The sequence below is a fragment of the Streptomyces sp. NPDC048057 genome, assembly GCF_040653095.1.
GTDB lineage: Bacteria > Actinomycetota > Actinomycetes > Streptomycetales > Streptomycetaceae > Streptomyces.
Map to the genome: position 1 here is coordinate 214,301 of NZ_JBEZNF010000011.1, position 25,854 is coordinate 240,154.

Genomic DNA, 25,854 nt, shown 5'->3' on the forward strand with positions numbered 1-25,854 from the left:
GGCAGGGCACACTCCGGCGTCACCGTGCCCGTGGGTACCGTGGCCCCATGCGATTCGGGCTGCTCGGCACGCTTGAGGTGCGGGAAGACGGCGGGGGCACGGTCCGCATCCCGGAGGCGAAGGTACGGACCCTGCTGGCGGCGCTGCTGGTGCGGGAGGGCCGCCCGGCGACCGTCGACGCACTCGTCGAGGACCTGTGGCCGCAGCGCCGCCCGGCCCATCCGGTCCGCGTGCTGCGGGCCAAGGTCTCCCAGCTGCGCACCGCGCTGGCAGCGGCCGGCGAGGACGGGCGCAACGCGCTGATCAGCGTGCCGGGCGGCTACCGACTGGCAGTCGCTGAGGAGGAGGCCGACTTCCTGCTGTTCCGCGCGCTGGCGGCCCGGGCACGGGCCGCCGCAGGTCCGGCCGAAGCGGTGGCGGCGCTCACCGAGGCGCTCGGCCTGTGGCGCGGCCCCGCGCTGGCCGAGTTCGCCGACGCGCCCTTCGCCGCGCCGGTCGTCACGCGGCTCACCGAGGAGTGGCTCACCGCGCTGGAGGAGCAGGCAGAGCACCGACTACGGCTCGGCGAACACCACGCATTGGCCGACGAGTTGGGCCCGACGGCACGCGAGCACCCGCTGCGCGAGCGGCTCCGGGGCGCACACATGCGGGCGCTGTACGGCGCCGGCCGGCACGCCGAGGCGCTCACCGCCTTCGAGGAGCTGCGCAAGCACCTGGCGGAAGAGCTCGGTGCCCGCCCCGGCCCCGAGCTGGACACGTTGCACCGGGACATCCTGCGCCACGCCCCCGGCCTCGCGACGGCCGACGATGCCGGCCACAGGGCCGCGCTGGGCCCGCGGTCCAATCTGCCCGCGCCGGTCAACGGACTGATCGGGCGCGACGAGGAGGTCCGGCGGGTGCGAGCGCTCCTTGCGGAGGGGCGGCTGGTGTGCCTGACGGGGCCGGGCGGCGTGGGCAAGACACGGCTCGCGCTGGAGGTCGCCGCCGCGCTGGAGCCCGACTGCCCCGACGGGGTGCGGCTGGTGGAACTCGGCGCGCTGACACGCGCCGACAGCTCGCTCGACCGGGTCGCGGAGGCCGTGGCCGCGGGGCTGGGGATACGCGACCGTGCAACCGCGGAGCGCGGGCGCCCGGCGCCCGCGGCCCACCTCGCCGAACGGCTGCGCGGCTCCCGTCTCCTGCTCGTGCTCGACAACTGCGAGCACGCGATCGCACCCGTGGCCCGGCTCGTACATCTGCTCCTGAGCTGTGCGCCCCAGCTGCGCTGCCTGGTCACCAGCAGGGAGCCGCTGCGGGCCGAGGGCGAACACGTCCACGAGGTCGCGCCGTTGGACACCGACGGCGGCCGTCCGCCCGCCGACCTGGCCTCGGCGCCCAGCGCCGTACGGCTCTTCGCCGCGCGGGCCCGCGCCGCCGCACCGCATCTGCGGCTGGACGCGCAGACGCTCCCCCTCGTGGCCTCGGTGTGCCACCGCCTGGACGGGCTGCCCCTCGCGCTGGAGCTCGCCGCCCACCGGGTGCGCGCGCTGGGCCTCAGTCAGCTGTGCGCGCACCTGGACGACCGCTTCCGGCTCCTGGACGGCGGTCACCGTACGCTGCCCCGACGTCAGCAGACGCTGCGCGCGGTGATCGACTGGAGTTGGGAGCTGCTGACCGAGGACGAGCGCCGGGTGCTGCGGCGGCTGTCGGCGCATGCGGACGGATGCGCACCCGAGGCGGTCCGGGCCGTCGCCGGGGACGCGGACCTCGCGCCGGACGCGCCCGGCGACATCGCATCTCACCGGAGCCGGACCGGGGATCCCGGCACCGGCAGCGGTCTGGGCGGCGAGGTGCTGGGACCGCTCTCCAGACTCGTGGAACAGTCCCTGGTCAGCGTGGTGGAAACCGCGCAAGGGCCCCGCTACCGCCTCCTGGAGTCCATCGCCGCGTACGCCGCCGAGAAGTTGGCGGAGTCCGGGGAGGCCGCAGCGGTCCACGAGCGGCACATGAGCTACTACGCCGACTTCGCCCGGCGTGCCGATCCGATGCTGCGCGGCCCCGAGCAACGGCGCTGGCTCCACCTGATGGACCAGGAGGCCGCCAATCTGCGCGCCGCCTCGGCCACCGCCGTGCGCCGGGGGGACACCGATGCCGCGCTCGTGCTGGCCGCCGCCCCGTTCTGGTACCGCTGGGTGCGTGGCCGCCTGGCAGAAGCGCACCGGCTCCTCGCAGAGGCCCTCGCCATGGACGGCGGCAGCCGTCAGCTGCGGGCCGTCGCAGCCGCCTGGCACGCCGGCCTGGAGAACATGGCACCGCAGGCGTCGGACAAGGTGGCGCGCGCCGACGCCGCGTTGGCGCACTTCGACGACGTCCGGGACGCCAACGCCCGTGCGCGGGCCACGTGGTTCCTGGGACCCGCACTCATCGAGCACCGTCACAGGGAACGGGGCAGGGAACTTCTCGACCAGGCGCTCGCCGACTTCCGCACGCAGGGCGACCGGTGGGGCACCGCTGCGGCCCTGACCAACCGGGCCTGGTCGGAGCAGAGCCACGGCAGCTCCCCGCGGAACGCCGCCGACGCCGGCCAGGCGCTGCGTCTCTTCCGTGAGCTCGGCGACCAGTGGGGGCAACTGCACGCCATGGCCGTGCTCGGCCGGCACGCCGAGGTCGTCGGCGACCCGCGGGAGTCCTCCCGCATCGGCCGCGAGGCCCTGGCCATCGCCCGCAGCCTCGGCCTCCGGCCCGAGGAGTCCTACTGGCTCTCCAGCCTCGCCTGGTGCGCGGTGGTCGAGGGCGACTTCCACGAGGCGCGGGAACTGCACCGCAGGGCCGGGCGGATCGCCACCGAGATCGGTTACGACTTCGGCGAACGCCTCGCGCAACTCGGCTCGGGCCTGGCCGCCCGCCGCGAGGGCCGCCTCGACGCCGCCGAGACCCATCTGCGGGCGTGGCTGGAGCACTCCGGCGAGGCGAGCGGCACGGTGGAGACGGCGCTGGTCTTCACCGAACTCGGATACGTGGCCGAGCTGCGCGGGGACACGGACACGGCGTTCAGGGAGCACGCACGGGGAACACGGGCCGCCTTGGAGACGGGGTCGCTGCGTTCCATCGCCCGTGCGCTGGAAGGGCTCTCCGCCGCCTGGGCGGAGGCGGGCCGGGCGCAGTTGGCCGCTGAACACCTCGGCACGGCCGCCGGGGGTCGCGCCGCCGTACGGGCCAAACTGCCGTCCACTGATGCCAGGGACGTGGAGCGGGCCCGCGAGAAGGCGCGAGCCGCGCTGGGGGACGAGACCTACGAGGCGGCGTTCCAGCGCGGTCGAGCCCGGGACCCGAGGAAGACGGCCCGCGCCGCAGTCGCCCGCTTCAACACCACGACAACGGAGATCAGTTGAGCGGACCTCCGTCCCCCTGCTGCCGGACGCACCGTGCCGCCACCACGTTCCGGTGCGATCGTTGCGGCGGCTCGGGCAGAGTGCGTCAGGGTGCCGAGTGGTTGGCGCCGAGCAGGTCGCCGAGGACCCGAAGGAACCAGCGGCGATCTGTGTGGGTGTCGGCGCTGGCCAGCAGTCGCCATGCCGGTCGGTCATCGGCATCGGCGATCACCGCGTCGAACGGCCCGTGGGCTTCATCGATGCATGCCAGGCGGACACGGTGCCCGGCCACGGTGACGTCCTCGCGTTCGCCCGGATGGGCATCGGGCTCGATCGCCGCCGGCAGGTGCTCGGCGTTCAGGGCGTAGAGGCGCAGTTCTCGCCCGCGCCCGGGGCCGCCGGCGTAGAGGTACTCGGCCGCCACGGGGCTCGGGCCGTCATGGGTCGCGATCGAGTCCAGGGCCAGGTCGCCCAAGTGATGCGGGACCGTGACGGTCCCGAGCAGGGCGTGTGGTTCGCCGGCTGCACGCCAGGTGATCGCGGCCGTGTTGACCTGGCGCAGGTCCCACAGCCCCAGGGGCACGGCGATCACCGGGGCCTCGGGCCTGCGGGCCCAGTAGCTCAAGGCGGCGAACGGGGTGGCGTCGATCGCGGTGACCGCTTCGGGGTCGACCGGTCGCAGCGAGCGGTACAGGTCGGTGATCTCCTCGCGGGTGAAGGTGCCGTCGAGGACCGACAGCTCGATCATGGTCCGCGCGATCCTCGCCGAGGCACCGGGGTGACCCAGGTAGTCGATGCCGTGCCAGAGCACATGATGCTCGTCCAGTCGTTCGGCGTCGGTGCGGCTCTCCCACAGCGCCGGATGGTCCAGGGCGGGGAACGCCCAGTCGTAGAGGAACTGCTTGACCCGTAGGCGCCGGCCCTCGCCACGAACCTCGAACCGGAACGCCGCCGGGTTGTTCGCACTCCACGGCGTCCTGCCGGCCATCGAGTCGCCCACACGTCCCGGCGGGGCCTCTCGACGCAGCGACTGGTGGCCGAGGCGAGTGCCCGCCGGGAGCCTGTCCGGGGTGAACACCACGAAGTTCGCCCACGGTTGGGCCTCGGTCGCGCTCAGCGCCGGAGGCGTGTCGTCCAGGTCCGCAGGGTCATGGAGCACCCGGTGCGTCCACTGCTGTTCCGTCATCGCTCGTCTCCTCTCGCGGGCCACGTCCACGCGTCCGGACGCGGTCACACGCACCACGGTAACGCATTAGTACCCATCGGGGACTAATGCGATGAGGCAGAATGGATCCGTGACAGAGGAGCAGCCCGCACGCGGCCCCGGACGCCCGGCTCAGCTTTCGATCGAGAGGATCGTCAGCGCCGCACTGGAGTCCGGGACGAACGAGCTGACCGTGCGGGGCCTGGCGCGGCGCCTCGGCGTGACCCACAAGGCCCTGTACCGCTGGGTCGGCGACCGCGACGGGCTGCTCGACCTGATCAGTGACCACCTTCTCGAACGGGTCCTGGTCCGGACCGCCGAGACGCCCGCCGACAACTGGCGCGCGTGGCTGACGAGTTTCGGGCGGCTCCTGCGCGCAGAGTTCCTCCCCGTCGCCGACGCCGAGGTGCTCGCTCAGTTCCCGCGCGAGACCGGCGCCTACAAGGAGCTGCAACAAAGGGCCGAGGCCGTGCTGAGCGGCCCGGAGCTGACGCAGGAACAGGCGCGGGACTCCTTCGCGGTCTTCCTGTTCACCGTGTGGGGCTGGATCGCCGCCGAGAAGCTCTGTGCCGAGCAGCCCGACCACGAGAGGACCTTCGCCGCCATGCTCGACGCGCTCACCCGCGGACTGCCCTCGCCACCGAGTCACTGACACCCCCGCGGGTGAGCACCGGGGAAACGCCGAGCAAGTCTGACCAGCGGTCGACGCGACCGGCCATCTCATGGCTGAGCCAGAGCCCGAGAAGCGACAGCACCCGTGCACGATCAGGATGCTGCCGCTCCAAAAGACCCTAGCGGTCGGCCTTCGGGTGCCACTCGCGGCGGAGTAGGCCGAAGATCCAGGAGTCGGAGACGTCGCCGTTGACGACGCAGTCCTCGCGGAGGGTGCCTTCGCGGACGAAGCCGAGCTTTTCCAGGACCCGGGCGGACGCCACGTTGCGGGTGTCGGTCTCGGCCTGGACGCGGTTCAGGTCCAGGGTGTCGAACGCCCACCGCAGGACGGCGCCCGCGGTCTCCGTGGCGTAGCCGTTGCCCCACGCGGCGGCGTCGAAGACGTAGCCCAGGGACGCGCTGCGGAAGTCCGGGTTCCAGCCGGTCAGGCCGCACCAGCCGACGAACGCGCCGTCGGAGACGCGGTCGACGGCCACCCGCGCTCCCATGCCTTCCTCCTCGATCGTCCGGCACGTCGCGAGGAAGCGCTGGGCACGGGCAGGTTCGGTCCACGGCGGGGAGTCCCAGTAACGCAGCACGTGGGCGCTGCTGTGCAACGCGTAGAGCGACGCCGCGTCGGCGTCGGCGAACGGCCGCAGTCGCAGACGGGCGGTGTGCAGCTCGGGGGTGGGCAGTGTCATGTGGAGCATCCTGCCGCGTCGCCCTCGCCCGCGACCATCCGTTTGTGCGGACGGTCGGGGGCTCACTCCGCGACGTACGTGCGCTGGGTCCACACGAAGACGCGCAGTTCGCGGTCGTTGACGCGGGTCGTCTCGGCGCTGGCCTCGAAGTGTTCGTAGCGGTTGCCGCACAGCACTTTGACCTTGTCCACGCCGAGGTCCGGCAGATAGCGCAGTCGGTCCTCGTCCGTGATCAACGAGCGAGGGCCGCCGCTGAGGAAAACGTTGGGAGCGCCCTTGTCGACCATGCTCATCCTCACCTTCCGGGCTGGGGCCTGTCGGTCCGGCTGTCGCGCCGAACTTGCTTGTCCAGACGTGCGGTTGCATCGGGTGGGCGACGACGGTCGCCGGTCAGTGGAGGGGCCGGGGCGACGGGGCGCGCCCGACCCGGGTCCTGGAACGAACTGATCGGTCCGTCAGCAAATGGGCTAGACCGCGGAAATGCGGTCGCTCGTGCGCATTCAGTCGGCATTCACCATGACCGACCGTGAATTCGGCCACCGGTCGCGAGCCGCGTGGGCGAACCGGGAATGTGGAGATCATTCACCTACGGGGAGGCTGCTTCGCCGCCGCGGTCCCGCACGCCGAAACCGCACCCGTGCATCCCCTCGCTCCGGATCATCCGGGCACCAGCCACCCCCAAACCCCCGATCTCTCCAACAACTGCCACCCAGCGTACGCGGAGGATACGGGCAGCGGTATAGGCACACGCCTCAACATCCGACCTCGGCATCAGGTCTACCAAAGCTGGTAGACCTGATGCCCGTGGCGCAAACGGAGGGCACACGCCGTTGCCGCACGCCGTCGGGACTATCAATTCTGATGATGGCGGGCCGCAGCGGGAATCGGGATTATGGGGCGGCCCGCGGTTCACCGTTCGTCGGCATCCTGAAGGAATAGCGAGGTGTCCCTTGAGTGTCGTGCTTCTCCTGAACGGGCCCAATCTGGGTGTTCTGGGGCGACGTGAGCCCGAGATCTACGGCACCGATACGCTCGCGGACATCGAGGCGGCGGTCGCCGAGGAAGTCAGCGCACAAGGCTGGGAAGTCCTCTCCCTCCAGTACGACTCGGAAGGTGATCTCGTCGGCGCGATTCACCGGCACGGCGGGAACACGGTCGGGGCCATCGTCAATCCGGGCGCCCTCATGATTGCGGGGTGGAGTCTGCGCGACGCCCTCGCCAGCTATGCGCCGCCGTGGGTCGAGGTGCATCTGAGCAACGTCTGGGCCCGTGAGCAATTCCGTCACGAGTCGGTGATCGCCCCGCTGGCGAGTGGTGTCGTGGTCGGCCTCGGGGCCTTCGGCTACCGCCTGGCCGCCCGGGCACTGGTTCACCTCACGGCAGTCGAACCGCGGGGCCACCAGGGAGCGAGCGGCACGGACGGCGGGCACAGGCCATAGCGGCGCCCAGGGCTAGGTCGAGTCCCGCGCCCAGGTCGACGGTGCGGAGCCGAGCCGGAACCCGATTCCGCGTCTGGTCTCGATCCAGTCGTAGGATCCGAGTTTCTGGCGCAGCGCCCCGACATGGACGTCCAATGTCCGCGTCGAGCCGAACCAATGCTCGTTCCACACCCGGGCGATGATGGACTTGCGGGTGTGCAGGGTGTGGGGGTCCTCCATCAACATGGCGAGCAGGTCGAACTCCTTGGGGGTCAACCTGACCGGCCGCCCGTCCAAGGTCACGTCACGATTGCGCGGATTCAGCCGCAGCGGCCCCGCGACCAGCACCTCGCCGGTCGAAGCGCAGGGCCCCGGGGCGTTCAGGCCGACCGGGCAGGGATACGAGCGCCGCATGACGGCATCCATGCTCGCCTGCAACTCGTGGAGCGAGTCCGATTTCACCACGCAGTAGTCAGCCCCGGCGTTCAGGGCGAGCACGCGGTCGATCTCATTGACACAGGCACCGACGATGATGATGGGCACGGATGCCTGATTGCGGATTGTTTTGCACACCTCATGGCTGTCCATGTCGGGGGTGGAGGAGTCCAGCAGCAGGAGATCGAAATCCCCGAAGCACTCCAGGGCCTGGGTGCTGGTCGGCACCGAGATGACGAAATACTTCGTGGGGAGCGGCGGGTGTTTCAAGGCAGCACTCAGACGCGCATCATTGCTGACCAGCAGAACGCGTGTGGATGACTGTCTCAAAACGCTTCCCTCCAGAATTACCGTTGCCCTGCCCGGCTCCCCTTGCTGCGCGATCTGAGCTACTCGACCCCAATGATCCGACCTCAAGCCCTACCCGGCAGCAATTGCTCCGAAACGGTAGCCGTTGCTCCGGCTTGAATTTTCGTACGTGAACTGGCGGGAAATGGGGGGCTGTTGGCGGCCACACGTCGTCCCGGTCGGATCGAAATCGCGCACCCCACCACCCCATGCCGACTCCCGCCCGAGCGCCGTACCAGACTGTGATCGCGCAGGCACCCACCGTGCCACACCATGATCACCCTGCAAAGACCCTGCACCTCCCCGCCCTCACGCGACACGACCGCCCCGCGACGCGTCGGCCGCGGAGAAGCTGGCGCAAATGCGGAGGCTACCCACCCGTAAGTCCGCACCCAGCCGCTAAGGTAGGAAACTAGCCACGGCAAGGAATGCGCCCGGGAAAGCTGCACCTCGGGAAGAACGCGGCCAAGTCGGTCAATTAGTGGGCGAACCCACGAGACCCCGGCCGCAGCCTTGAAGTTATGCTTCACCTGCGCTGAAGTGCTTCTGCACTTCCGGGGCTTAACGTTGGGGATCATTGAAATATGTCAGATGCAACTTGACCCCCCACCCCCTTCCCCCCGTTCCTTCCTCATCGGCACCGCTCCATGCCGCCCTGCGGCATGTCTGCTCGCCCCTCGTCGGGCGAAGCCGACGCCCAAAGGTAGTCGACGAGGCATCACATAGCGGTGAAACGCGCCCCCTTGTGCGCCCTTTCGCCATGACTGCAACGTTCCTGTGCACAGTTCCCGTGGTCGGTGCTGCCGGAAAGACCCGGGCGGACCACGCGGCCTCAGTGATGGGCCGATGATCAGTGATGAGCCAATGACAGGAGATGTGATGCTCGGTTTACCGTTTCGCTTGGAGCTGCCGCCCGACCGCTCCGTCATGGGGGCCTGCCACAACAGCTCGTGTGAAACCGTTCAGCTGACGAAACTCTCCTTTGCCGCCTGGTCGCGCGGCGATCTCACCGAAGGACTGCACCTCGCGGAAGGCGCCGGACGGGCAAACCCGGAGTGCTCAGGAAATTGCTGCGGATTCGCCAGGATCTGGCACTCCGCGCTCCTGGTGCGGATCCGGGAGCCGGCGGCCGGGGAGCACGTGCTCGCCGGTGTGGAGGACATGACGACCGACACCGCGGAGACCGGTGGCCTCGTCGCGGCCTCACTGGTGTGCGCTGCGGAACTCGCCTTCACCCGGGGGGACCTCGACACCGCCGTCGACCTGGCGGAGAAGGGCGTGCGCGAGGCCCAGCAGCTCGGCCTCACCCATCTGCTGCCCGAGGCGCACGCCGTCATGGCGCTCAGCGCCCTCAGGCAGGGCGACATGGGCGTGAGCTCGGACTTCGCCAACCAGCTCCGGGACGACGCCCTGCTGGGGCAGACGGTCCACCGCCCCAGCCAGTGCGCCTGGGCGGCGGCCCAGCTCCTGGAGGTGCAGGGCGGTGCGGCGAGCGCCGCCCATCTCGTCGTCGGCATCATCACGGACGACCAGCTCCTCCTGGAACTGTTGGCCGCGCAGCCGGCCGCCGCAGCCTGGCTCGTACGGGCCGTGCGGAAGCTGGGCGACGAGGTCCTCGCCAAACGGGTGACCGCCGAGGCGTCCGAACTCGCCGCGCGCAACGGCGGGATCCGCTCCGTACGGGCGGCGGGAGCCCACGCCGAGGGGCTGTTGGCGAAGAATCCCGATATCCTCGTCACCGCGGCCGAAACGCATCGGGACCGGTGGGCGAGCGCCTCCGCCTACGAAGATGCGGGAAAGGTCCTCGCGAACACGCTTCAGGAACGGGACCGGGCCGTGGAAGTCCTGGAACGGGCCGTGGACGGATACTCCGATTCCTCGGCCCCGCGCGACGCCCGCCGCGTCGTCAGCAGGCTCCGTTCGCTCGGCGTGCGGCGTGGCCGCTATCCGCAGTACGCCACCCACGACAGCGTGAAGACCGGCTCCCTCACCAATTCCGAAGTGGCGGTGGCCGAGCTGGTGAGCCAGGGGTTCACGAACTCCCAGGTCGGTGAGCGCCTCTTCATCTCCGGGCACACCGTCGCCTTCCATCTCAAGAAGATATTCCGCAAGATGAACGTGGCCTCGCGCGTTGAACTCACCCGTACGTGGAGTCGCATCTCCAGCACCGACTATTGAATTCACCGTGCCCCGGAGGCCAACCACCATGAAGATCATCGCGGATTTCGACAAATGCATCGGCTCCGGTCAGTGCGTGTTCACCGAGCCGGAACTGTTCGACCAGAGCGAGGACGAAGGAACGGTCATCGTGCTCGACGCCGAGCCCAAGGGTGAAATCCTGGTGCGAAAGGCCCGCCAGGCAGTCAACAACTGCCCGGGCCGGGCCCTCTCCCTCAGGACGGCCCCGTAGCCGAACGAGCGGACCCGCGGCCTATCAGGTCGAGGGATGCCACGAGGGTCGGGGCCGCCCTAGTCTTTCGAGGAACGAGCCCCGCCCTTCCACCCGGCGCCGCGCAGGACAGGCCCCCCTGGTGTGCCCGCCTCGCGTCCGCGGGCCCGCGCGCTCCCTTCCTTCCGCCGTCCCGGGCGCTCGTGACCGCGGTGTCGCGCGAGAGCGGTGTGCCGTTCGGCTCGCGCGGTGACCGCCGCGGTCTTCCCGGCAGAGAGAGGACTTCGTCGATGACCGCAATCAACGCCTGGCTGGCCGAGGACTACGCGCAGGTGAACGCGCCCCACGTCAAGACCGCGCTCGCCGCCCTCGACCTCGCGGGCGACGCCCTGGACAAGGGCGGCAGCTTCGCCGAGATCGGCTGCGGCACCGGGGAGGTCGCGCGGGCCGTGGCGGAGCGCGGCTTCGACGTGTGGGCCAGCGACGCGTCACCGTCCATGGTGGAGGCCACGCGGCAGCGGTGTGCCGGGCTCCCGGTGCGCGCCGAGGTCTGCCCGGCCGAGCGACTGGAGCTGCCGGAAGGGCAGTTCGACCTGATCCACTCCTCCTGGGTGCTGCACTGGCTGGCGGAGGTCGAGGAGCCGCTGGGCCGGATCGCCCGCGCGCTGCGTCCGGGCGGCTACCTCGTACTGCAGTGGTCCGGTGCCCAGCCGCGCGGCGACGGCGCGGGGATGTTCGGGATCGTGCGCGAGGTGTCGGCCAGCGCGAAGTGGAAGGACCTGCTCGCCTCGGTGCCGCCGGCGATGCGGGACTATCCGGCCGACGACGTGGCGAAGGTGCTCCGGGACGCCGGTCTCGAACTGGTCGACTACGACCCGGCGATCGTGCACGCACTGGGCGGGAACGGCTCCCTGCCGTCCGACGCGGAGCTGGCGGAGATGCGCCGGCGGTACAAGCTCATGGGCTTCGCCACGCAGGCCGACGCGCTCGGCGAGCGCGTCGACGAGTTCGTGGACGAGGTGCTGCTGGCCGCCTTCGCGGCGGGCAAGGCCGGACTCCACCACGCCAGGGTCGTCGCCCGGCGCCCGGAGTGAGTCCGCGGCGCGCGGACCGTCGTGCCGGAGCGGGACGTTGTGGCAGCCGACCAGCCGACCCGAAGGAATGAGTGCGATGAATGCAGTGGCAACGTTCACGCGTCTGCGCGAGTACATGGTGGGGCCCTCCCGGTTCATGATCCTGCTGTCCTGCTTCGAACTCGGCGTCGTCGACGCCCTGCGCAAGCGGCCCGGCATGACCGCGGCCCAGCTCGGCGAGGCCGTCGGCGCCAAGCCGGACGCCGTGGAGCAACTCCTGCACCTCCCGGTCAAGGAGGGGTTCTTCGCCTTCGACAAGGCGTCCGGCGGCTACTCCCTCGACGCGTTCGCGGGCGTGTCCGACGCCGATCTCCAGCGGGTGCTCCCCGTGCTGAACATGATCAAGGTCGTCATGCTCCGGCAGATGTTCTACCTGACCGACAGCGTCAGGTCCGGCAGCATCGTCGGCCTGGACAAGCTGTACGGCTTCGAGGGGAACCTCTACGAGGCCGTGGCCGAGCACAAGGACCTGCGCGAGTCCTGGGCGACGATGATGGACGACGTCACCGCCCACATGGACCCCTGGTTCTTCCGCAACATCCACGTTCCGCCGGGCTCGCAGGTGCTCGACCTGGCCGGGAACACCGGGCTCGGCGCCATCCTCACGCACCGCCTCAAGGGGTCGCCCGGTCTGCGCGTGACGACGTTCGACCTGCCCGAGAAGAAGGACGAGTGCCTGGCGAACTTCCGGGCCGAGGGCGTGGCGGAGCACTGCTCCTTCATCGGCGGGGACGTCTTCGAGAGCGTGCCCCGCGGTTTCGACGTCGTCCTGATCAAGCACTTCCTCGACATGTTCGACAAGGACGACGTGCGCAGGATCCTGCACCGCGTGAGCGAGGCGCTGGACGTGGGCGGGAAGGTCAACATCCTGGTGCCGGTCTACCCCGAGGACGTCAGGGAGCCCAGCAGCGTCGGCGTCGACATCTTCCCCGCGTACTTCCTCGGCTGCGCCATGGGCCAGGGCGGGCCGCAGAAGCTGTCGACGTACCGGAAGTGGCTGGAGGAGGCCGGGTTCCGGGTCACCAGGACGGTCGCCCAGGACCTCACCACCATGCCGGGGTCCCTGATCGCCCACGGCATCCTGTGCGCGACGAAGGTGGCCTGACCGCACCGGTCGCGCCCCGAGCGCCCTGAGCGTACGCACGCCGTACCCCCTCGCCCTGACGACTGCCGGGCGAGGGGGTACGGCGTGCGTGCGCTCAGAACAGGCGCAGCGGGAGCTTCTCGACGCGGGTGACGCCGGGCCGCAGCGTCCACTGGATCTCCTCGCGCCCGACGGCGAGGGACAGGTCCGGGAAGCGTTCGAACAGCGCGTGCAGCGCCACCTCCGCCTCCTGGAGCGCCAGCGGCGCACCGAGGCAGTAGTGCGCCCCCTGCCCGAAGCCGAGGTGGCTCTGCCCGGTCCCGCGGCCGATGTCGAGGCGCTCGGGCTCCTCGTACCGGCGCGGGTCGGTGTTCGCCGGCAGGATCAGGGGCATGACCGTGGCGCCCGCGGGGATCGTCACGCCGCCCAGCTCGACGTCCTCCGACGGATGCCGGGGCAGCCCCCACTGGGTGGGCCCCAGGCGCATGAGTTCGTTCACCGCCTGCGGCCATCGGGCCGCGTCCGCCCGTACGAGGGCCAGTTGGTCCGGGTTCTCCAGGAGGGCGAGCACCGAGTTGGCGAGCAGGTGCGTCGTCGTCTCGTGGCCGGTGATCACCAGGGTGAAGACGAGGGTGACCATCTCCCGCTCGGAGAGCCGGTCGCCGTCGTCCTCCTGCGCCTGGATGAGCGCGGAGATCAGGTCGTCGCGTGGCTCGGCGCGCCGCCGCTCGATGGCCTCCAGCATGTGGTCGACGCACTCGCGCATGACCTGCGGAAGGCGCTCGCGGTGCTCCGTGGGCGAGGACAGGCAGTGCCCCCACTCGTACCAGGGCGCGCGGTCGTCCACGTCGATCCCGACCAGCTCGCAGATCACGGTGAACGGCAGCGGATAGCAGAACGCGGTCAACAGGTCGACGGGGGTGCCGTCGCGCCCCGCCTCGGCCATCTCGTCGAGCAGCGCCGTGGTGATCTCCTCGACCCGCGGGCGCAGCCGGGCCACCCGCCGGGCCGTGAACGCCTTGGAGACCAGGCCCCGCAGCCGGCGGTGGTCGGCCCCGTCGATCTGCATCAGCTTGTCTTCGAGGTAGTCGACCAGGTCGGTGGGGAGGTTGAGCTGGCGCATGATCGTGGTACGGGTGTCCGGGGCGTCCGGCACCGACGCCGGGTTGTTGTGGAACCGGGGGTCGGTGAGCACCCGGCGTACGTCCTCGTAGCGGGTGACCAGCCACATCGGGCGCCCGCCCATGATCGAGCCGGTCAGGGTGGGCGCCTGCTCGCGCATCCGCGCGTACGCGCCGAACGGGTCGGCTATCAGGTCCGGCGAGAGCAGGTCGACCGGCTCGGCCGCGTTCTCGGCGGTGGCTGTCATGGGTCTCCCCTTCGGCGTCGAGGAAAGGCTTCGTCATGCGGTCGTGAAAGGGGACCGGCGAATCCGCTCTCCGAAGTTCTTGAGGCCGCACGGTCGTTGGCACGACTCCTGGGCAGGCTAGGGCGGAAATGAGCGGCGGAACATCCCTCAACCTGGTAAGGATTTTCGCTTCTTGACACGTTTTGCACCGTGGAATAATGTGCCAGCGATTTCCAGCGTGGTGGAATTCAGCTCTTCACACAGCGCGTACTTGTGAGGTTTTCCTTGACGCCGTTCAACGAAGTGCCTGTAGGCCCCACGGACGTGGACGTCGTCGTCGTGGGCAACGGACCGGTCGGCGCCGCCCTCTCCGTGCTGCTCGCCCGGCGCGGCTGGCGCGTGACCGTGCTGGAGCGCCGCCGCCGGCCGTATCCGCTCCCCCGGGCGACGAGTTTCGACGGGGAGACCGCCCGGCTCCTGGCCGCCACCGGCATCGGCCCGGACCTGGGGCGCATCACCGAACCGGCCAACGGCTACCAGTGGCAGACCGCCACCGGCGCGGCGCTCCTCGACATCCCCTTCACCACGGCGGGCCCCTACGGCTGGCCCGACGCCAACACCATGCACCAGCCCGCCCTGGAGGAGCTGATCGCGGCCAGGGCCGCGGCGCTGCCCGGCGTCACGGTCCTGCGCGGCCACGAGGTCGTGGGGATCATCGACGGCGAGCGGCAGGTGGAGGTGACGTCCTCCACCGGCGACGGCTCCACCCACACCCTGTCCGCGCGGTGGGTCGTGGGCTGCGACGGCGCCAACAGCTTCGTGCGCAACCACCTCGACGTGTCCGTCACCGACCTCGGGTTCTCCTACGAGTGGCTGCTCTGCGACGTCGAGCTGCACGAACCGCGCGCGTTCACCCCCACCAACGTGCAGGTCTGCGACCCGGCCCGGCCCACGACCCTGGTGGGCAGCGGCCCCGGCCGGCGGCGCTGGGAGTTCATGCGCCTGCCGGCGGAGGGCACCGCCGAGCTCAACAAGGACGAGACGGCCTGGCGGCTGCTCGCACCGTTCGGCGTCACCCCCGACACGGCGACGCTGCTGCGCAGCACCACGTACATCTTCCAGGCCAGTTGGGCCGACCGTTGGCGCGTGGGCCGCGTCCTGCTGGCCGGGGACGCCGCCCATCTCATGCCGCCGTTCGCCGGGCAGGGCATGTGCTCCGGCATCCGGGACGTCGTCAATCTGGCGTGGAAGCTGGATCTGACGCTGCGCGGCCAGGCGTCCGCGAACGTTCTGGACAGCTATGCGCAGGAGCGCCGTGCCCAGGCCAGGGAGGCGATCCTGGCCTCGGTCCAGCTGGGCCGGCTGATCTGCGTGACGGACCCCGTGGCCGCCGCCGAGCGGGACGCCACGGTGCTCGCCAACCGGCGCGGGCGCGCCCCGTCGGGGCCGGAGCCGGCGAAGCCGCTGTCCGGCGGGCTGCTGCACCGGGGGCCCGCGGCCGAGGCGCCCGCGGGTGCGGTGGTCCCCCAAGGGCGTGTCAGTCGGGGCGGCTCCGAGGGACTGTTCGACGACGTCGTGGGTCGTGGCTTCGTCCTGCTGACCACCGAGGAGCCGGGTGCCCTGCTCGACGCGGAGCGGCTGGCCTTCCTCGGGGAGCTGGAGGCCCACGTGGTCCGGCTGCTGCCGCCCGGAGCCCCGGCGGGGGACGGCGCCGTCGACGTGGTGGACTCCGACGACGTCTACCGGACCTATCTGGCCGCGTTCGGGGCGACGGCGCTGCTCGTCCGTCCGGACTACCACGTCTTCGGCGCGGCGAGCGGCCCGGTCGGCGTCCGGGAGCTGATCGACGACCTGCGCGACCAACTGCGCGCGGCGGTGCCGAGCGGCATACCGCACGAGACCGTCTGACGGGTCGGCGCACGACGCACCCTGTCGCGCTGGGGGCCGGCCCCCAGCGCGACGGTCGTTTCAGACGAGGCGCAGCGGAAGCTTCTCGACGCGGGTGAAGCCGGGCCGCAAAGCCCACGGGATCTCCTCGCGCCCGACCGCGAGGGACAGGTCGGGGAAGCGGTCGAACAGCGCCTGGAGCGCCACCTCCGCCTCCAGGTACGCCAGTGGCGCGCCGAGGCAGTGGTGCGCGCCCATCCCGAAGCCGACGTGGCTCCCGGCGCCCCGGTGGACGTCGAGGCGCTCGGGGTCCTCGTACTTGCGCGGGTCGGTGTTCGCGGCCAGCAGCAGCGGAGTGACCGCCGAGCCCGCCGGGATCCGTACGCCGCTCAGCTCGACCTCCTCGGCGGCGTACCGGGGCTGCGCGAACTGGGAGGGGCCCAGGCGCATGAGTTCGCGCACCGCCGGCTGCCAGCGGGACGGGTCCTCGCGCAGCAGGGCGAGCTGGTCCGGGTTCTCCAGGAGGGCGAGCACCGAGTTGCCGAGCAGATACGTCGTCGACTCGTGCCCGGCGGTCACCATGGTGAAGACGAGGGTGATCATCTCCCGGTCGGAGAGCCGGTCGCCGTCGTCCTCCTGGGCCTGGATGAGCGCGGAGATCAGGTCGTCGCGCGGCTCGGCCCGGCGGCGTTCGATGACGTCCGTGACGTGCTCGGCGCACTCGCGCAGGATGGTGGGGAGGTGCTCGGTCTGCATCAGGGACAGCACCCGCCCCCAGCGCGACCACTGCGGGCGGTCCACCTCGTCGATGCCGACCAGCTCGCAGATCACGGCGATGGGCACCGGGTAGCAGAACGCCTCCACGAGGTCGACGGGCGTGCCGTCGCGGCCCGCCTCGGCCATCTCGTCGAGCAGTCGCGCGGTGAGCTGCTCGATGCGCGGGCGCATCTCGGCCACCCGCCGTGCGGTGAACGCGCGGGAGACCAGCTTGCGCAGCCGGGCGTGCGGGGCGCCGTCGAGGTTCATCATCGCCTTGGCGATGAGGTCCTCCACGTCGGACGGGATCTTGAGCTGCCGCAGGATCGCGTGCTCGCCGTCCGGGTCGCCGTTCCGCACGGACGCCGGATCGGTGACGAACCGCGGGTCGGTGAGGACCAGGCGCACGTCGTCGTAGCCGGTGACGAGCCACATCGGTGACCCGAGGACCGTTCCGGCGAGGACCGGCGCCTGCTCCCGCATCTGCGCGTACTTGGCGAAGGGGTCGGCAGTCAGGTCCGGCGCGAGCAGGTCGATCGGTTCGGTCGCGTTCTCGGCGGTGGCTGTCATGGGTCTACCCCTTCTGCGTCAAGGAAAATGACCGGCCGGCCCGTCGGCGTCAGCGGAAACAGGAACAGGGAAAAGGGATGGGACGGGAACAGGCGTGGGACGGGAACACGGGACGGGATTGCGCCGTGCGACACGGTTAAGACCGGAGGTCCTCATTTCTCCGGTACGCCGTCGCGCCATGGTGATTTCCGTGCCGACGCCTCGATGTGGTCCCGCCCTTCGGGACGATAGGGCAGCCTTGGCCGATTGAGCATCCCTCAACCTGATAAGAGGTCCGCGGTTTTCCCGCATTTACGGGAGGGGAGTTTGACGTTGCGCGACCAGGCGGGCCAGTGACACCGCGCCGTGCAGCGAGGACAGGCCCCCCAGCAAGGCGTGTTCCACCGGCAGCGGGGGCAGGCCGGGGCGGCCCAGTTCCGTGACGTGGTCGGCGACGAGCTCCACGAATCCGGGGACGCCGCTCGCGAAGCCGCCGCCGACGCGGACGAGGCGCGGCCGGACCAGCTCCTGCACGCCCACCGCGGCTGCGGCCAGGGCCCGGCACGTCCGGTGCAGCGCGGTGACGGCCCACGGCCGCCCGTCGCCCCAGGCCGCCACCAGATCGTCGAAGCTGGCCTCGCTCCCCCGCGCCCGGCTCGCGCGGCGCAGGGTGGCCGGGCCCGACGCGATGGCCTGGAGGCACCCCCGTCGGCCGCAGCGGCACCGCGGGCCGTCCAGTTCGACGACCGTGTGCCCGACTTCGAAGGAGCCGCGGCCGAGGCCGGGGCACGGCTCGCCCTGCACGACGAGGCCGCCGCCGACGCCCGTACCCACGCCGAGGTAGAGCAGGTCGTCGCAGCCGGACGCACGGGACTCCGCGAGTGCGCCGAGGTCGCCGTCGTCCGCCCAGGCGACGGCCGCCTCGGGGAACAGCGGACGCAGGGCCGCGCCCAGGTCCGTGCCGGTCCACTCCGGTCGGCTCGGCCAGGCGGTGACGTGCCCGGTCGGTCCGACCGTCGCGGGCATCGCGACGCCCACCGCCCGGAAGGAGGCGCCCAGGTCCGCCCGCACCTCGGCGATCGCGTCCGCGAGTTGGCCGAGGTCGCGGGCGGCGCTGTGGCGCGGGCGCCACGCGAACGCGGTCTCGTGGACGCGCTCCGCGCCGGTCACCGCCCGGAGGGCCACCTTGGTGCCGCCGATGTCGACGCCCAGGTAGGCACCCGGGTGGGCGCCGTCCGCCCCGCCGCTCTCCGTACCGCTGCGCATGCCGGGCTCCGGTCTCAGGCGCCGGGCACGGGCGGGCACAGGTCCAGCAGGTCGGCCGGGCGGTGCAGGACGGCGTCCGGCTTGGCGGCGAGCAGTTCGTCCGTGTCCTCGACGGCCCACAGCGCGGCGACCGAGGTCACTCCGGCGCTCCGGGCGCTCGCGAGGTCGGTCGGCGCGTCGCCGACCATGACGGCTTCGGCTGCGTCGACGCCCAGCAGGCGCAGGGCGTGCTCCACGATGTCCGGCGCGGGCTTGGGCCGCGGCACCTCGTCCGAGCCGAGCACCTCGGCGAAGAACGGCAGCAGCCCCAGCTGTTCGAGCAGGGAGCGCGCCCGCGGCCCGCTCTTGCCGGTGGCCACCGCGAGTCTGATCCCCCGCACCCGCAGGGTCAGCAGGAGTTCGACGACGCCTTCGAAGACGGGCACCTCGGGGGCGAGGCGATAGCTCTCGCGGACGAACGGCTCCTCCATCTCCAGGGGCAGGCCCATGATCCGCATGATGTCCGGGAAGTAGCGCCCCAGATGCCTTCGGTACTCGTCGAACGGCGCCGGGCCCTCGCCGACGACCTCCTTGTAGGCGATGGCGAACGCCTCGTACATCACCGCGAAGCTGTCGACGATGACCCCGTCCAGGTCGAAGACGACGGCACGCCGGACGGGGACGAGCGTGTCCGTCGCGCTCGCGGTCGGCCCCGTCCCGGCGGCCGTCGCCCCTTCCCCGTCCAGCACGTCGGCCGACTCCTTCGAAGCCGCTGGTGTCACTGGCTCTCTCCCGTCCACCGTTGAGCGGGCGTGCCGTTCCGCGCGGGTGCGGAACGGGCCGAGGCGTAGAAGTCCTCGATGACCCGGACCGTCGTACGGGCCTCCTCGACGGCCCTGCCGCGGCTGCCCGGTTCCTTCAGGACGGCGGCGAGGCCGTCCAACTGCCGCCGGTACTCGTCGCCGATCGGCTCGTTCGGCACGGGGACCCGTGTGGTGGTGCCCTCGCGCGTGAGCGTCAGGAACGGCTCGGGGTGGCGGTTGGGGCTGAAGCCGAAGGTGCACCGCAGTTCGGCGGTGGCGGCGCTGCCCACGAGTTGGATCCGGGTGACGTCCAGGGCCTCGTGCGACGCCCAGCCCGCGCGCAGCGAGACGGAGATCCCGTCGGCGCGGACGTAGAAGCCCCGGGCCGTGTCCTCCACGTCGCCGACGGCGTCGGCGCCGGGCCGGTCCTTGCGCCAGGCCGCGCCCCAGGAGGGCGAGTTCACGAAGTCGTTCGACGTCACGCCGACGACCTGGGTGCAGGGGGCCGGGCCGAGCAGCGCGGCGAGCGTGTCGAACAGGTGCCAGCCGAGGTCGAAGAGCACCCCGCCGCCCGCCTCGCTGCGCCGGGTGAACCAGCCGCCGGCCCGGGGGACGCCGCGCGCCCTGACCCAGGAGACCTCGGCGTGCCGTACGCGGCCGAGGTCCGGCACCAGGTCCGCGAGGGCCGTCACGTCGGCCCGGTGGGGGGCGGCGCTGCCCGCGAGGAGCGTGGCGCCGCCGTCGCGTTCGGCGGCGGCCAGGGCGTCGGCCTCGGCGGTGGTCAGGCACACCGGCTTCTCCAGGAAGACGGGGACGCCCCTTTCGAGGAGGGCGCCCGCCACCCCGGCGTGCCGGTGGTTGGGGACGGCGACCACGGCGAGGTCGACGTCCGCGGCGGTGAGCGCGTCGACCGTCGGGTGCACGGGCACGCCCGGTGCGGTGTCGAACGCCGCGCGCGCCGCGGGTTCGGTGTCGACGACGGCCACCACGTCGAAGTCGGCGTGCGCGCGCAGCCGGGGCAGCCAGAGCTCCCGCCCCGCCCAGCCGAGCCCGACGACGGCCGTCCGCACGCTCACAGGGCGGCCAGGGAGTCCGCGACGATCGCGGCGGTCTCGTGCAGGGCCTGCTCGCTGGCGAGCAGCACCCGGTGGTGGAGCCAGATGCAGTCCTGGCTGATGGCCTCGGTGCGGGGGCAGCGCTCGGCGACCTCGTCGGGGGTCTCGTCGGGCGCGCCGATCTCCCAGAAGGCGTCGGTGCGGTAGATCGCGCGGAAGCCGGCGAACGCCGGGACGCCCGCCGCCACGAGCCGGTCGACGAGCGCGTTGCGCCGCTCCTCGCCGATGCCGGGGACGCGGAACATCGCCATGTAGTGCGAGGCGCAGTCGGTGCGCTCGTCACCGCGCTGCGGGACGACGCCGTCGATCGCGTCGAGCAGCCCGGACAGCAGGGACCAGCGCTTCTGACGCGTTGTCACCTGCTCGTCGAGACGGCTCAGCTGGGCCCGGAGCACCGCCGCCGAGAACTCGTTCATCCGCAGGTTGGATCCGGCGATCCGGTGCATGTACCTGCGGTCGGCGCGGGGCCGCCCGCAGCTGTGCCGCAGGAACGCGGTCTCGTACATCTCCGTGTCCGGGAACAGTACGGCGCCGCCCTCGCCGGCGGTCATGAGCTTGCCGTTCTGGAAGCTGAACGCGGCGACGGAGCCGAGTTCGCCGACGCGCTTGCCGCGCCAGCGGGCGCCGTGGGCGTGCGCGGCGTCCTGGAGCAGGGGGACGCCCGTGTCGGCGGAGAGCTTGGCGAGGGCGTCCATGTCCGCCATGAAGCCCGCCATGTGCACGGGCATGATCACCCGGGTCCTGGGCGTCACGGCGGCGGCGGTCGCCGCCACGTCGAGGGAGTACGTGTCCGCGTCGACGTCCACCGGGACGGCGACCGCGCCGAGCCGCTGCGCCGCCTGGGAGGAGGAGATGAAGGTGAAGGCCGGGACGATGACCTCGGTGCCGGGGCCGACGCCCATGCACTGGAGGGCGAGTTCGAGCGCGTGCGTGCCGTTGGTGACCGCGAGGGCGTGGGCGGCGCCGTGGTGCTCGGCGAACTCCCGCTCGAAGGAGTCGACCTCGCTGCCGCCCATCCGCCACCACTGGCCCTGTTCCAGGGCGCGGACGAGGCCGTCGCGCTCCTTCGCGTCGTACTGCGGCCAGTCGGGGTACTCCGGCGCCTGTCGCACGTTCATGTTTCTCCAAACATGGATTGACTCGACGCGGGGTGCGGGGGCGGTCGGGGCCGCGTGCCGCGGAGGGGGACACAGGCGTACGAGAGCACTCGCCGTCGAGTTCGCGGAAGACGCGCACACTCCGCCCCGTGCAGCGTCATGTGTCGGAAGAAATGCTGACCAACAGGTCCAAAATAGAGGCCCGACGGCACCCTCCGCATCCCTCGGTCAGGTAGTCGACGCGGCTTCACAGCAGTCCGAAGAAGGTCCGGTAGGCGTCGAGTTGGCCCTCCAGCATGTGGATGCCGTGGTGTACGGGGTGTCCCAGGGTGGCGGCCTCGCGCAGGAGCGGCGTCTCGCGGGGCTCCATGACGATGTCGGCCACCACGCCGCCCGGTGGCAGGGAGTCCGGTGAGAAGGGCAGCGGGTCGTCCGGGCGCAGTCCGAGCGGGGTGGCGTTCACGGCGATGTCGGCGCCTTGCGGATGCGGTGCGGTCAGTGCGCGGACCCGGTCGGGCCAGTGGGCGTCGAGGCGGGCGACGAGGGCGTGGAGCTTCGCGGTGTCCGTGTCGTAGGCGGACAGGCGGTCGACGCCCGCGTCCAGGAGGGCCGCGGCGATGGCGCTGCCCGCGCCGCCCGTACCGAAGAGCGCCACGTGGGCGCCCTTGGGTTCGTGGCCGGCGGTGAGGAGCCCGGTCACGAAGCCCGAGCCGTCGAAGTTCTCCGCGAGCCAGCAGCCGTCGGGCTCGCGGCGCAGCACGTTGGCGCTGCCGACGACGTCCACGGCCGGGCCGCACCGGTCGGCGAGCCGGCGCACGGCGACCTTGTGGGGGACGGTGACGAACATGCCGTCGAGGTTGTCGACCTGCCGCAGGCCGCGCACGACGGCGTCGAGGTGCGCCGGCCGGGCGTGCACCGGCACCAGGACGGCGTCCAGGCCGAGGCGGGCGAAGAGCGGATTCATCAGCGCGGGTGCCTTGACCTGGGCGATCGGATCGCCCAGGACGGCGTACAGCCGGGTGGCGCCGTTGACGGGCGTGCCGGCGTGGTGTCCGGTCATCGCAGCCTCACATGCCCTTCCGTGACACCGGTGGCCGCCAACTCCGCGACGACGGCGGCGAGTTCGATCGACTGCGCCGCGTTGAGGCGCGGGTCGCAGGCCGTGCGGTAGCGGGCGGGCAGGTCGGCCTCGGTGATGCCGCGGGCGCCGCCGAGGCATTCCGTGACGTCGTCGCCCGTCAGCTCGACGTGCAGTCCGCCGGGGTGGGTGCCGAGGCGCCGGTGCACCTCGAAGAACCCGCGGACCTCGTCGACGACGTGTCGCAACGCGCGGGTCTTGTAGCCGTTGGCCGACGTGTACGTGTTGCCGTGCATCGGGTCGCACTGCCAGATCACCTGGTGGCCGGAGCCGGTGACCTTCTCCACGATCGCCGGCAGGACGGCGCGGACCCGGGTGTGCCCCATGCGGCTGATCAGCGTGAGGCGTCCCGGTTCGCCGTGCGGGTCGAGCCTGCGCACGTAGTCGAGGGCCTGTTCCGGGGTGGTGCGGGGGCCGAGCTTGAGGCCGATCGGGTTGGACAGGAGCTCCGCGAACGCGATGTGCGCGCCGTCGAGGTCGCGGGTGCGTTCGCCGATCCACAGGAAGTGGCCGAGGCCGCTGGTGAACCGGGGCTCGGGCCCGGTGGTGTCCGGGCTGAGCGAGGTCCGCTCGTAGTCGAGCACCAGCGCCTCGTGGCTGACGTAGCCGGCACCGTCGCCGCCGGTCAGCGCCTGCGTGTCGGTGCCGCCGCGGTGGAACTCGCGGACCACGGCCATCGCCTTCGCGGCGTCGGCGCGGGCGCGCAGCATCCGGGCGGGGTCGGGTCGGCGGGCGGCGGGCGTGGGCTCGATCGAGTTGACCAGGTCGCCTCGGTAGACGGGCAGGCCCAGCTCGTCGAGGGGCCGGGAGCGGGGCTTGGCGTACTGTCCGGCCATCCGGGCGACCTGGACGACGGGCAGCCCGGCGCGTCGGGTGAGCACCGACGCCATGTCCGCGAGCACGCCGAGGTTGGCCCGTTGATGGGCCTCAGTGTTCTCGGCGAAGGCTTCGGCGCAGTCACCGCCCTGGAGCAGGAACGCCTCGCCGCGGGCGACCGCGGCGAGCCGGTCCGCCAGGCGCGCGGTCTCGGCGGGGGTCACGATGGGCTCGGCCCCGCTCAGGGACGCCACCACGGCGCTCGCCCGCTCGGGGTCCGGCCACTGCGGCTGCTGTGCGACCGGTCTGGCCAGGGCCGCCGCGAGGCGGTCGGCCAGGAGGCGGTGTACGGAGGCGGCGGGCGTCGGGGCGGATCCTGCCCGAGGCCGGGGCGGGCGGCTCACGTCCGGGCCGTTTCGGGCGCAACGGTTTCGGGCGCTGCGGTGTCGGGCGCGGTGTCGCCGATGAGGGCCGCGAGGGGGGCTCGGGGCATCTCGTCCAGGACGTGCGCGACGACGTCCTGCCGCACGTCGCTCACCAACTCCGCGCCCTTCGGCCCGTCCAGCGCGAACGCGAGGCCGGTGACCGCCTTCTTGTCGTGCCGCATGAGCCGCAGCAGCGCACCGGGGTCGGCTTCGGCGGGCAGGGCGACGGGCAGGCCGTAGGACTCGACGACGTCCTGGTGTTCCGCGACGCGGGCCGGGCCGATCCGGCCCAGGGCGCCGGCGAGGCGGCCCGCGAAGACCGTTCCGACGGCCACCGCCTCGCCGTGGCGCAGGGCGTAGCCGGTCTCCTTCTCCAGGGCGTGGCCCAGCGTGTGGCCGTAGTTGAGGATGTGCCGCACCCCGGTGTCCCGCTCGTCCGCCTCCACGATGCGGGCCTTGAGCGTCACGCTCGCGGTGATCTGGTCCACGAGCGGAAGGCCGCGCAGGTCGGCCGCGCCGATGAAGTGGCAGCGGGCGATCTCCCCGAACCCGTTCAGGAGTTCCCGGCGCGGCAGGGTCGTCAGGTAGTCGGTGTCGCACAGCACCGCGCTGGGCTGCCAGTAGGCGCCGACGAGGTTCTTCCCGGCCGGCAGGTTCACCGCCGTCTTGCCGCCGATGCTGGCGTCCACCTGGGCGAGCAGCGACGTGGGCAGGTGCACCACGCGCACCCCCCGGTGGTACAGCGCCGCGGCGAGGCCGACCACGTCGGTGGTCGTCCCGCCGCCGCAGGACACGACGACGTCGGACCGGGTGAGTCCGAACCGTACGAACTCGGCGCACAGCGCCTCCACGGTGGCGAGGGTCTTGTCCCGCTCGCCGTCCCGGGCCGCCAGCAGCAGGGTCTCGACGCCGGTGTCGGGCACCCACGCGCGCGGGCGGGCCGACACGACGACGGCCCGCCGGGCACCGAGGCGCCGGACCACGTCGGGGAGCGACGCGCGTACCCCCGGGCCGATCAGCACGTCGTACGCGTGGTCGGTGAGGCGCAGTGGTACGGAAGCCATCATGTCCCCCTTCGGGACGCGTCGCGGCCGGTGCCCGCGGCGCCGGGTCAGCTGAATTCGCCGGACAGAATGCGGAAGACCAGGTCGCGGTGCTCGTCGTCGTCCTTGATCGTGCGAACCTCTTCGCGCCCGCCCCGGACCGTCAGGTAGCGCCGTCCCTTCAGGACGACCTGGCCGTCGTCGAAGGTGCGGCCGCACAGGACGTCCAGGCCGTCGGGCGCTCCGGTGGCCGCCTCGATCTCTCCGAAGATGCGGTCCGTCCCGCGGGCGATCGGGCACGCGTCGGAGGCGGCGGCGGTGACCGCGTACTCCCGGTTGAGGTGTTCCTCCAGTTCCTTCCAGTCGCTCCACTGCCGGGGCCTCGTCGTGAAGGTGTAGACGACGCTCCACCGGCTGACCCGCCCCCGGCGCTGGAGGGCGTACCCGGACGTGTTCTCGATCAGGCGGTACTGGCATCCGTACTGCGTCTGCACCGCGTCGGTGATCCGCAGCGGCTCGATGTAGTTGGGGCCCGGGTAGCCGACGTCGACGAGCCAGTCCTCGCCGTCGAGGGCGACCCGGCTGAACATGTGCTCCACGTCGAGCCCGAAGTTCTCGCGGCCTTCGGCGGTGCTGGCCGCCATCAGCGTGACGTCGTAGCCGAGTGCGCCGAGCAGCCGGTGGAAGAGCCGGGCGAGTTGGAAGCACGTGCCGCCGTGCCCGTCGACGACGCTCGTCTCGTACACGGCGTCCTCGTCGAGGTCGACCAGGCGGATCCCGTCGCGGAGGTCCTGGGCGGCGCCGTTGTACGGAATCGCCATGAGGTGGCTCTTGTGCAGCTTCCGCAGCGTCCCGGCGTCCACACCGGTCTCGCCGCCGCAGCCGATCCGCTGGAGGTAGTCGCTCACGTCGAACACGT

The 25,854-nt window shown here is 71.8% G+C and carries 22 protein-coding genes; 8 read left to right on the plus strand and 14 right to left on the minus strand.

Translation table 11 applies throughout. From position 1 onward, the window contains the following. The first annotated feature begins 47 nt into the window (after positions 1–47). A complete protein-coding gene (locus AB0E05_RS15555) occupies positions 48–3,371 on the plus strand; it encodes a BTAD domain-containing putative transcriptional regulator (protein WP_361963420.1) in 3,324 nt (1,107 codons plus the stop codon). 85 nt (positions 3,372–3,456) lie between these two features. Here AB0E05_RS15555 and AB0E05_RS15560 read toward each other — a convergent pair whose 3' ends face one another. Beyond that, positions 3,457–4,536 carry a hypothetical protein gene (locus AB0E05_RS15560; RefSeq protein WP_361963422.1) on the minus strand — a complete coding sequence of 360 codons (1,080 nt, stop codon included), beginning with the start codon at positions 4,534–4,536 and terminating at the stop codon, positions 3,457–3,459. A gap of 109 nt (positions 4,537–4,645) precedes the next feature. On the opposite strand from AB0E05_RS15560, the gene AB0E05_RS15565 reads away from it, so the two are divergent. Then, positions 4,646–5,206 (plus strand): TetR/AcrR family transcriptional regulator, encoded by a 561-nt coding sequence (locus AB0E05_RS15565; protein WP_361963424.1) that lies wholly within the window; start codon positions 4,646–4,648, stop codon positions 5,204–5,206. A 139-nt stretch (positions 5,207–5,345) separates the two neighbouring features. Here the strand turns inward: AB0E05_RS15565 and AB0E05_RS15570 are convergent, their stop codons facing one another. Both AB0E05_RS15570 and AB0E05_RS15575 read right to left on the minus strand, forming a co-directional pair. Next, positions 5,346–5,906 (minus strand): GNAT family protein, encoded by a 561-nt coding sequence (locus AB0E05_RS15570; protein WP_361963426.1) that lies wholly within the window; start codon positions 5,904–5,906, stop codon positions 5,346–5,348. Positions 5,907–5,968: 62 nt separating this feature from the next. After that, positions 5,969–6,199, minus strand: coding sequence for a DUF5988 family protein (locus AB0E05_RS15575; RefSeq protein ID WP_361963428.1), 231 nt, complete (start codon positions 6,197–6,199; stop codon positions 5,969–5,971). 657 nt (positions 6,200–6,856) lie between these two features. On the opposite strand from AB0E05_RS15575, the gene AB0E05_RS15580 reads away from it, so the two are divergent. Continuing rightward, entirely contained in the window at positions 6,857–7,345 is a 489-nt protein-coding gene (locus tag AB0E05_RS15580) for a type II 3-dehydroquinate dehydratase (protein WP_361963430.1), read from the plus strand. 12 nt (positions 7,346–7,357) lie between these two features. On the opposite strand, the gene AB0E05_RS15585 is transcribed toward AB0E05_RS15580, so the two are convergent. Then, a complete protein-coding gene (locus AB0E05_RS15585) occupies positions 7,358–7,987 on the minus strand; it encodes a response regulator transcription factor (protein ID WP_361963432.1) in 630 nt (209 codons plus the stop codon). A 1,281-nt stretch (positions 7,988–9,268) separates the two neighbouring features. Here AB0E05_RS15585 and AB0E05_RS15590 point away from each other — a divergent pair. From AB0E05_RS15590 to AB0E05_RS15605, 4 genes are all read left to right on the plus strand, one after another. After that, positions 9,269–10,285, plus strand: coding sequence for a helix-turn-helix transcriptional regulator (locus tag AB0E05_RS15590; RefSeq protein ID WP_361963434.1), 1,017 nt, complete (start codon positions 9,269–9,271; stop codon positions 10,283–10,285). A 28-nt stretch (positions 10,286–10,313) separates the two neighbouring features. Further along, positions 10,314–10,517, plus strand: coding sequence for a ferredoxin (locus AB0E05_RS15595; protein ID WP_361963436.1), 204 nt, complete (start codon positions 10,314–10,316; stop codon positions 10,515–10,517). 269 nt (positions 10,518–10,786) lie between these two features. Beyond that, positions 10,787–11,590: a methyltransferase domain-containing protein gene (locus AB0E05_RS15600; RefSeq protein WP_361963438.1), complete on the plus strand. Its 804-nt coding sequence runs from the start codon at positions 10,787–10,789 to the stop codon at positions 11,588–11,590. Between the two features lie 76 nt (positions 11,591–11,666). Next, the gene (locus AB0E05_RS15605; RefSeq protein ID WP_361963440.1) at positions 11,667–12,734 is read left to right on the plus strand and encodes a methyltransferase; all 1,068 of its coding nucleotides are present in this window, start codon (positions 11,667–11,669) and stop codon (positions 12,732–12,734) included. 94 nt (positions 12,735–12,828) lie between these two features. On the opposite strand, the gene AB0E05_RS15610 is transcribed toward AB0E05_RS15605, so the two are convergent. Then, positions 12,829–14,082 carry a cytochrome P450 gene (locus AB0E05_RS15610; protein WP_361963442.1) on the minus strand — a complete coding sequence of 418 codons (1,254 nt, stop codon included), beginning with the start codon at positions 14,080–14,082 and terminating at the stop codon, positions 12,829–12,831. 264 nt (positions 14,083–14,346) lie between these two features. Between AB0E05_RS15610 and AB0E05_RS15615 the strand changes: the two genes are divergently transcribed. Beyond that, on the plus strand, positions 14,347–15,969 hold the full coding sequence (locus AB0E05_RS15615; protein WP_361963444.1) for a bifunctional 3-(3-hydroxy-phenyl)propionate/3-hydroxycinnamic acid hydroxylase: 1,623 nt from the start codon (positions 14,347–14,349) through the stop codon (positions 15,967–15,969). A 60-nt stretch (positions 15,970–16,029) separates the two neighbouring features. Here AB0E05_RS15615 and AB0E05_RS15620 read toward each other — a convergent pair whose 3' ends face one another. The 9 genes from AB0E05_RS15620 to AB0E05_RS15660 form a co-directional block, all read right to left on the minus strand. Beyond that, positions 16,030–17,274 carry a cytochrome P450 gene (locus tag AB0E05_RS15620; protein WP_361963446.1) on the minus strand — a complete coding sequence of 415 codons (1,245 nt, stop codon included), beginning with the start codon at positions 17,272–17,274 and terminating at the stop codon, positions 16,030–16,032. Positions 17,275–17,565: 291 nt separating this feature from the next. After that, the gene (locus AB0E05_RS15625) at positions 17,566–18,519 is read right to left on the minus strand and encodes an ROK family protein (RefSeq protein ID WP_361963448.1); all 954 of its coding nucleotides are present in this window, start codon (positions 18,517–18,519) and stop codon (positions 17,566–17,568) included. A gap of 14 nt (positions 18,520–18,533) precedes the next feature. Continuing rightward, positions 18,534–19,247: an HAD-IA family hydrolase gene (locus AB0E05_RS15630; RefSeq protein ID WP_361963450.1), complete on the minus strand. Its 714-nt coding sequence runs from the start codon at positions 19,245–19,247 to the stop codon at positions 18,534–18,536. A gap of 29 nt (positions 19,248–19,276) precedes the next feature. After that, complete coding sequence (locus tag AB0E05_RS15635; protein ID WP_361963452.1) at positions 19,277–20,371, minus strand: Gfo/Idh/MocA family oxidoreductase; 1,095 nt, start codon at positions 20,369–20,371, stop codon at positions 19,277–19,279. Positions 20,372–20,373: 2 nt separating this feature from the next. Continuing rightward, entirely contained in the window at positions 20,374–21,534 is a 1,161-nt protein-coding gene (gene rifK / locus AB0E05_RS15640; protein WP_361963454.1) for a 3-amino-5-hydroxybenzoate synthase, read from the minus strand. Positions 21,535–21,760: 226 nt separating this feature from the next. Continuing rightward, on the minus strand, positions 21,761–22,573 hold the full coding sequence (locus AB0E05_RS15645; RefSeq protein WP_361963456.1) for a shikimate dehydrogenase: 813 nt from the start codon (positions 22,571–22,573) through the stop codon (positions 21,761–21,763). Beyond that, positions 22,570–23,805, minus strand: coding sequence for a 3-deoxy-7-phosphoheptulonate synthase (locus AB0E05_RS15650; RefSeq protein WP_361963490.1), 1,236 nt, complete (start codon positions 23,803–23,805; stop codon positions 22,570–22,572). Before AB0E05_RS15650 ends, AB0E05_RS15645 begins: the two co-directional genes overlap by 4 nt. Before the next feature lie 62 nt (positions 23,806–23,867). Continuing rightward, a complete protein-coding gene (locus AB0E05_RS15655; RefSeq protein ID WP_361963458.1) occupies positions 23,868–24,956 on the minus strand; it encodes a 3-dehydroquinate synthase family protein in 1,089 nt (362 codons plus the stop codon). Positions 24,957–25,003: 47 nt separating this feature from the next. Continuing rightward, a complete protein-coding gene (locus AB0E05_RS15660; protein ID WP_361963460.1) occupies positions 25,004–25,852 on the minus strand; it encodes an arylamine N-acetyltransferase in 849 nt (282 codons plus the stop codon). Positions 25,853–25,854 lie beyond the last annotated feature (2 nt).

Bases quoted from the DNA above. Each gene is read 5' to 3' on its own strand.
- AB0E05_RS15625 (WP_361963448.1), bottom strand. From the start codon at position 18,519: ATGCGCAGCGGTACGGAGAGCGGCGGGGCGGACGGCGCCCACCCGGGT.
- AB0E05_RS15555 (WP_361963420.1), top strand. From the start codon at position 48: ATGCGATTCGGGCTGCTCGGCACGCTTGAGGTGCGGGAAGACGGCGGG.
- AB0E05_RS15600 (WP_361963438.1), top strand. From the start codon at position 10,787: ATGACCGCAATCAACGCCTGGCTGGCCGAGGACTACGCGCAGGTGAAC.
- AB0E05_RS15620 (WP_361963446.1), bottom strand. From the start codon at position 17,274: ATGACAGCCACCGCCGAGAACGCGACCGAACCGATCGACCTGCTCGCG.
- AB0E05_RS15590 (WP_361963434.1), top strand. From the start codon at position 9,269: ATGACGACCGACACCGCGGAGACCGGTGGCCTCGTCGCGGCCTCACTG.
- AB0E05_RS15575 (WP_361963428.1), bottom strand. From the start codon at position 6,199: ATGAGCATGGTCGACAAGGGCGCTCCCAACGTTTTCCTCAGCGGCGGC.
- AB0E05_RS15570 (WP_361963426.1), bottom strand. From the start codon at position 5,906: ATGACACTGCCCACCCCCGAGCTGCACACCGCCCGTCTGCGACTGCGG.
- AB0E05_RS15610 (WP_361963442.1), bottom strand. From the start codon at position 14,082: ATGACAGCCACCGCCGAGAACGCGGCCGAGCCGGTCGACCTGCTCTCG.
- AB0E05_RS15605 (WP_361963440.1), top strand. From the start codon at position 11,667: ATGAATGCAGTGGCAACGTTCACGCGTCTGCGCGAGTACATGGTGGGG.
- AB0E05_RS15560 (WP_361963422.1), bottom strand. From the start codon at position 4,536: ATGACGGAACAGCAGTGGACGCACCGGGTGCTCCATGACCCTGCGGAC.
- AB0E05_RS15655 (WP_361963458.1), bottom strand. From the start codon at position 24,956: ATGGCTTCCGTACCACTGCGCCTCACCGACCACGCGTACGACGTGCTG.
- AB0E05_RS15645 (WP_361963456.1), bottom strand. From the start codon at position 22,573: ATGACCGGACACCACGCCGGCACGCCCGTCAACGGCGCCACCCGGCTG.
- AB0E05_RS15595 (WP_361963436.1), top strand. From the start codon at position 10,314: ATGAAGATCATCGCGGATTTCGACAAATGCATCGGCTCCGGTCAGTGC.
- rifK (WP_361963454.1), bottom strand. From the start codon at position 21,534: ATGAACGTGCGACAGGCGCCGGAGTACCCCGACTGGCCGCAGTACGAC.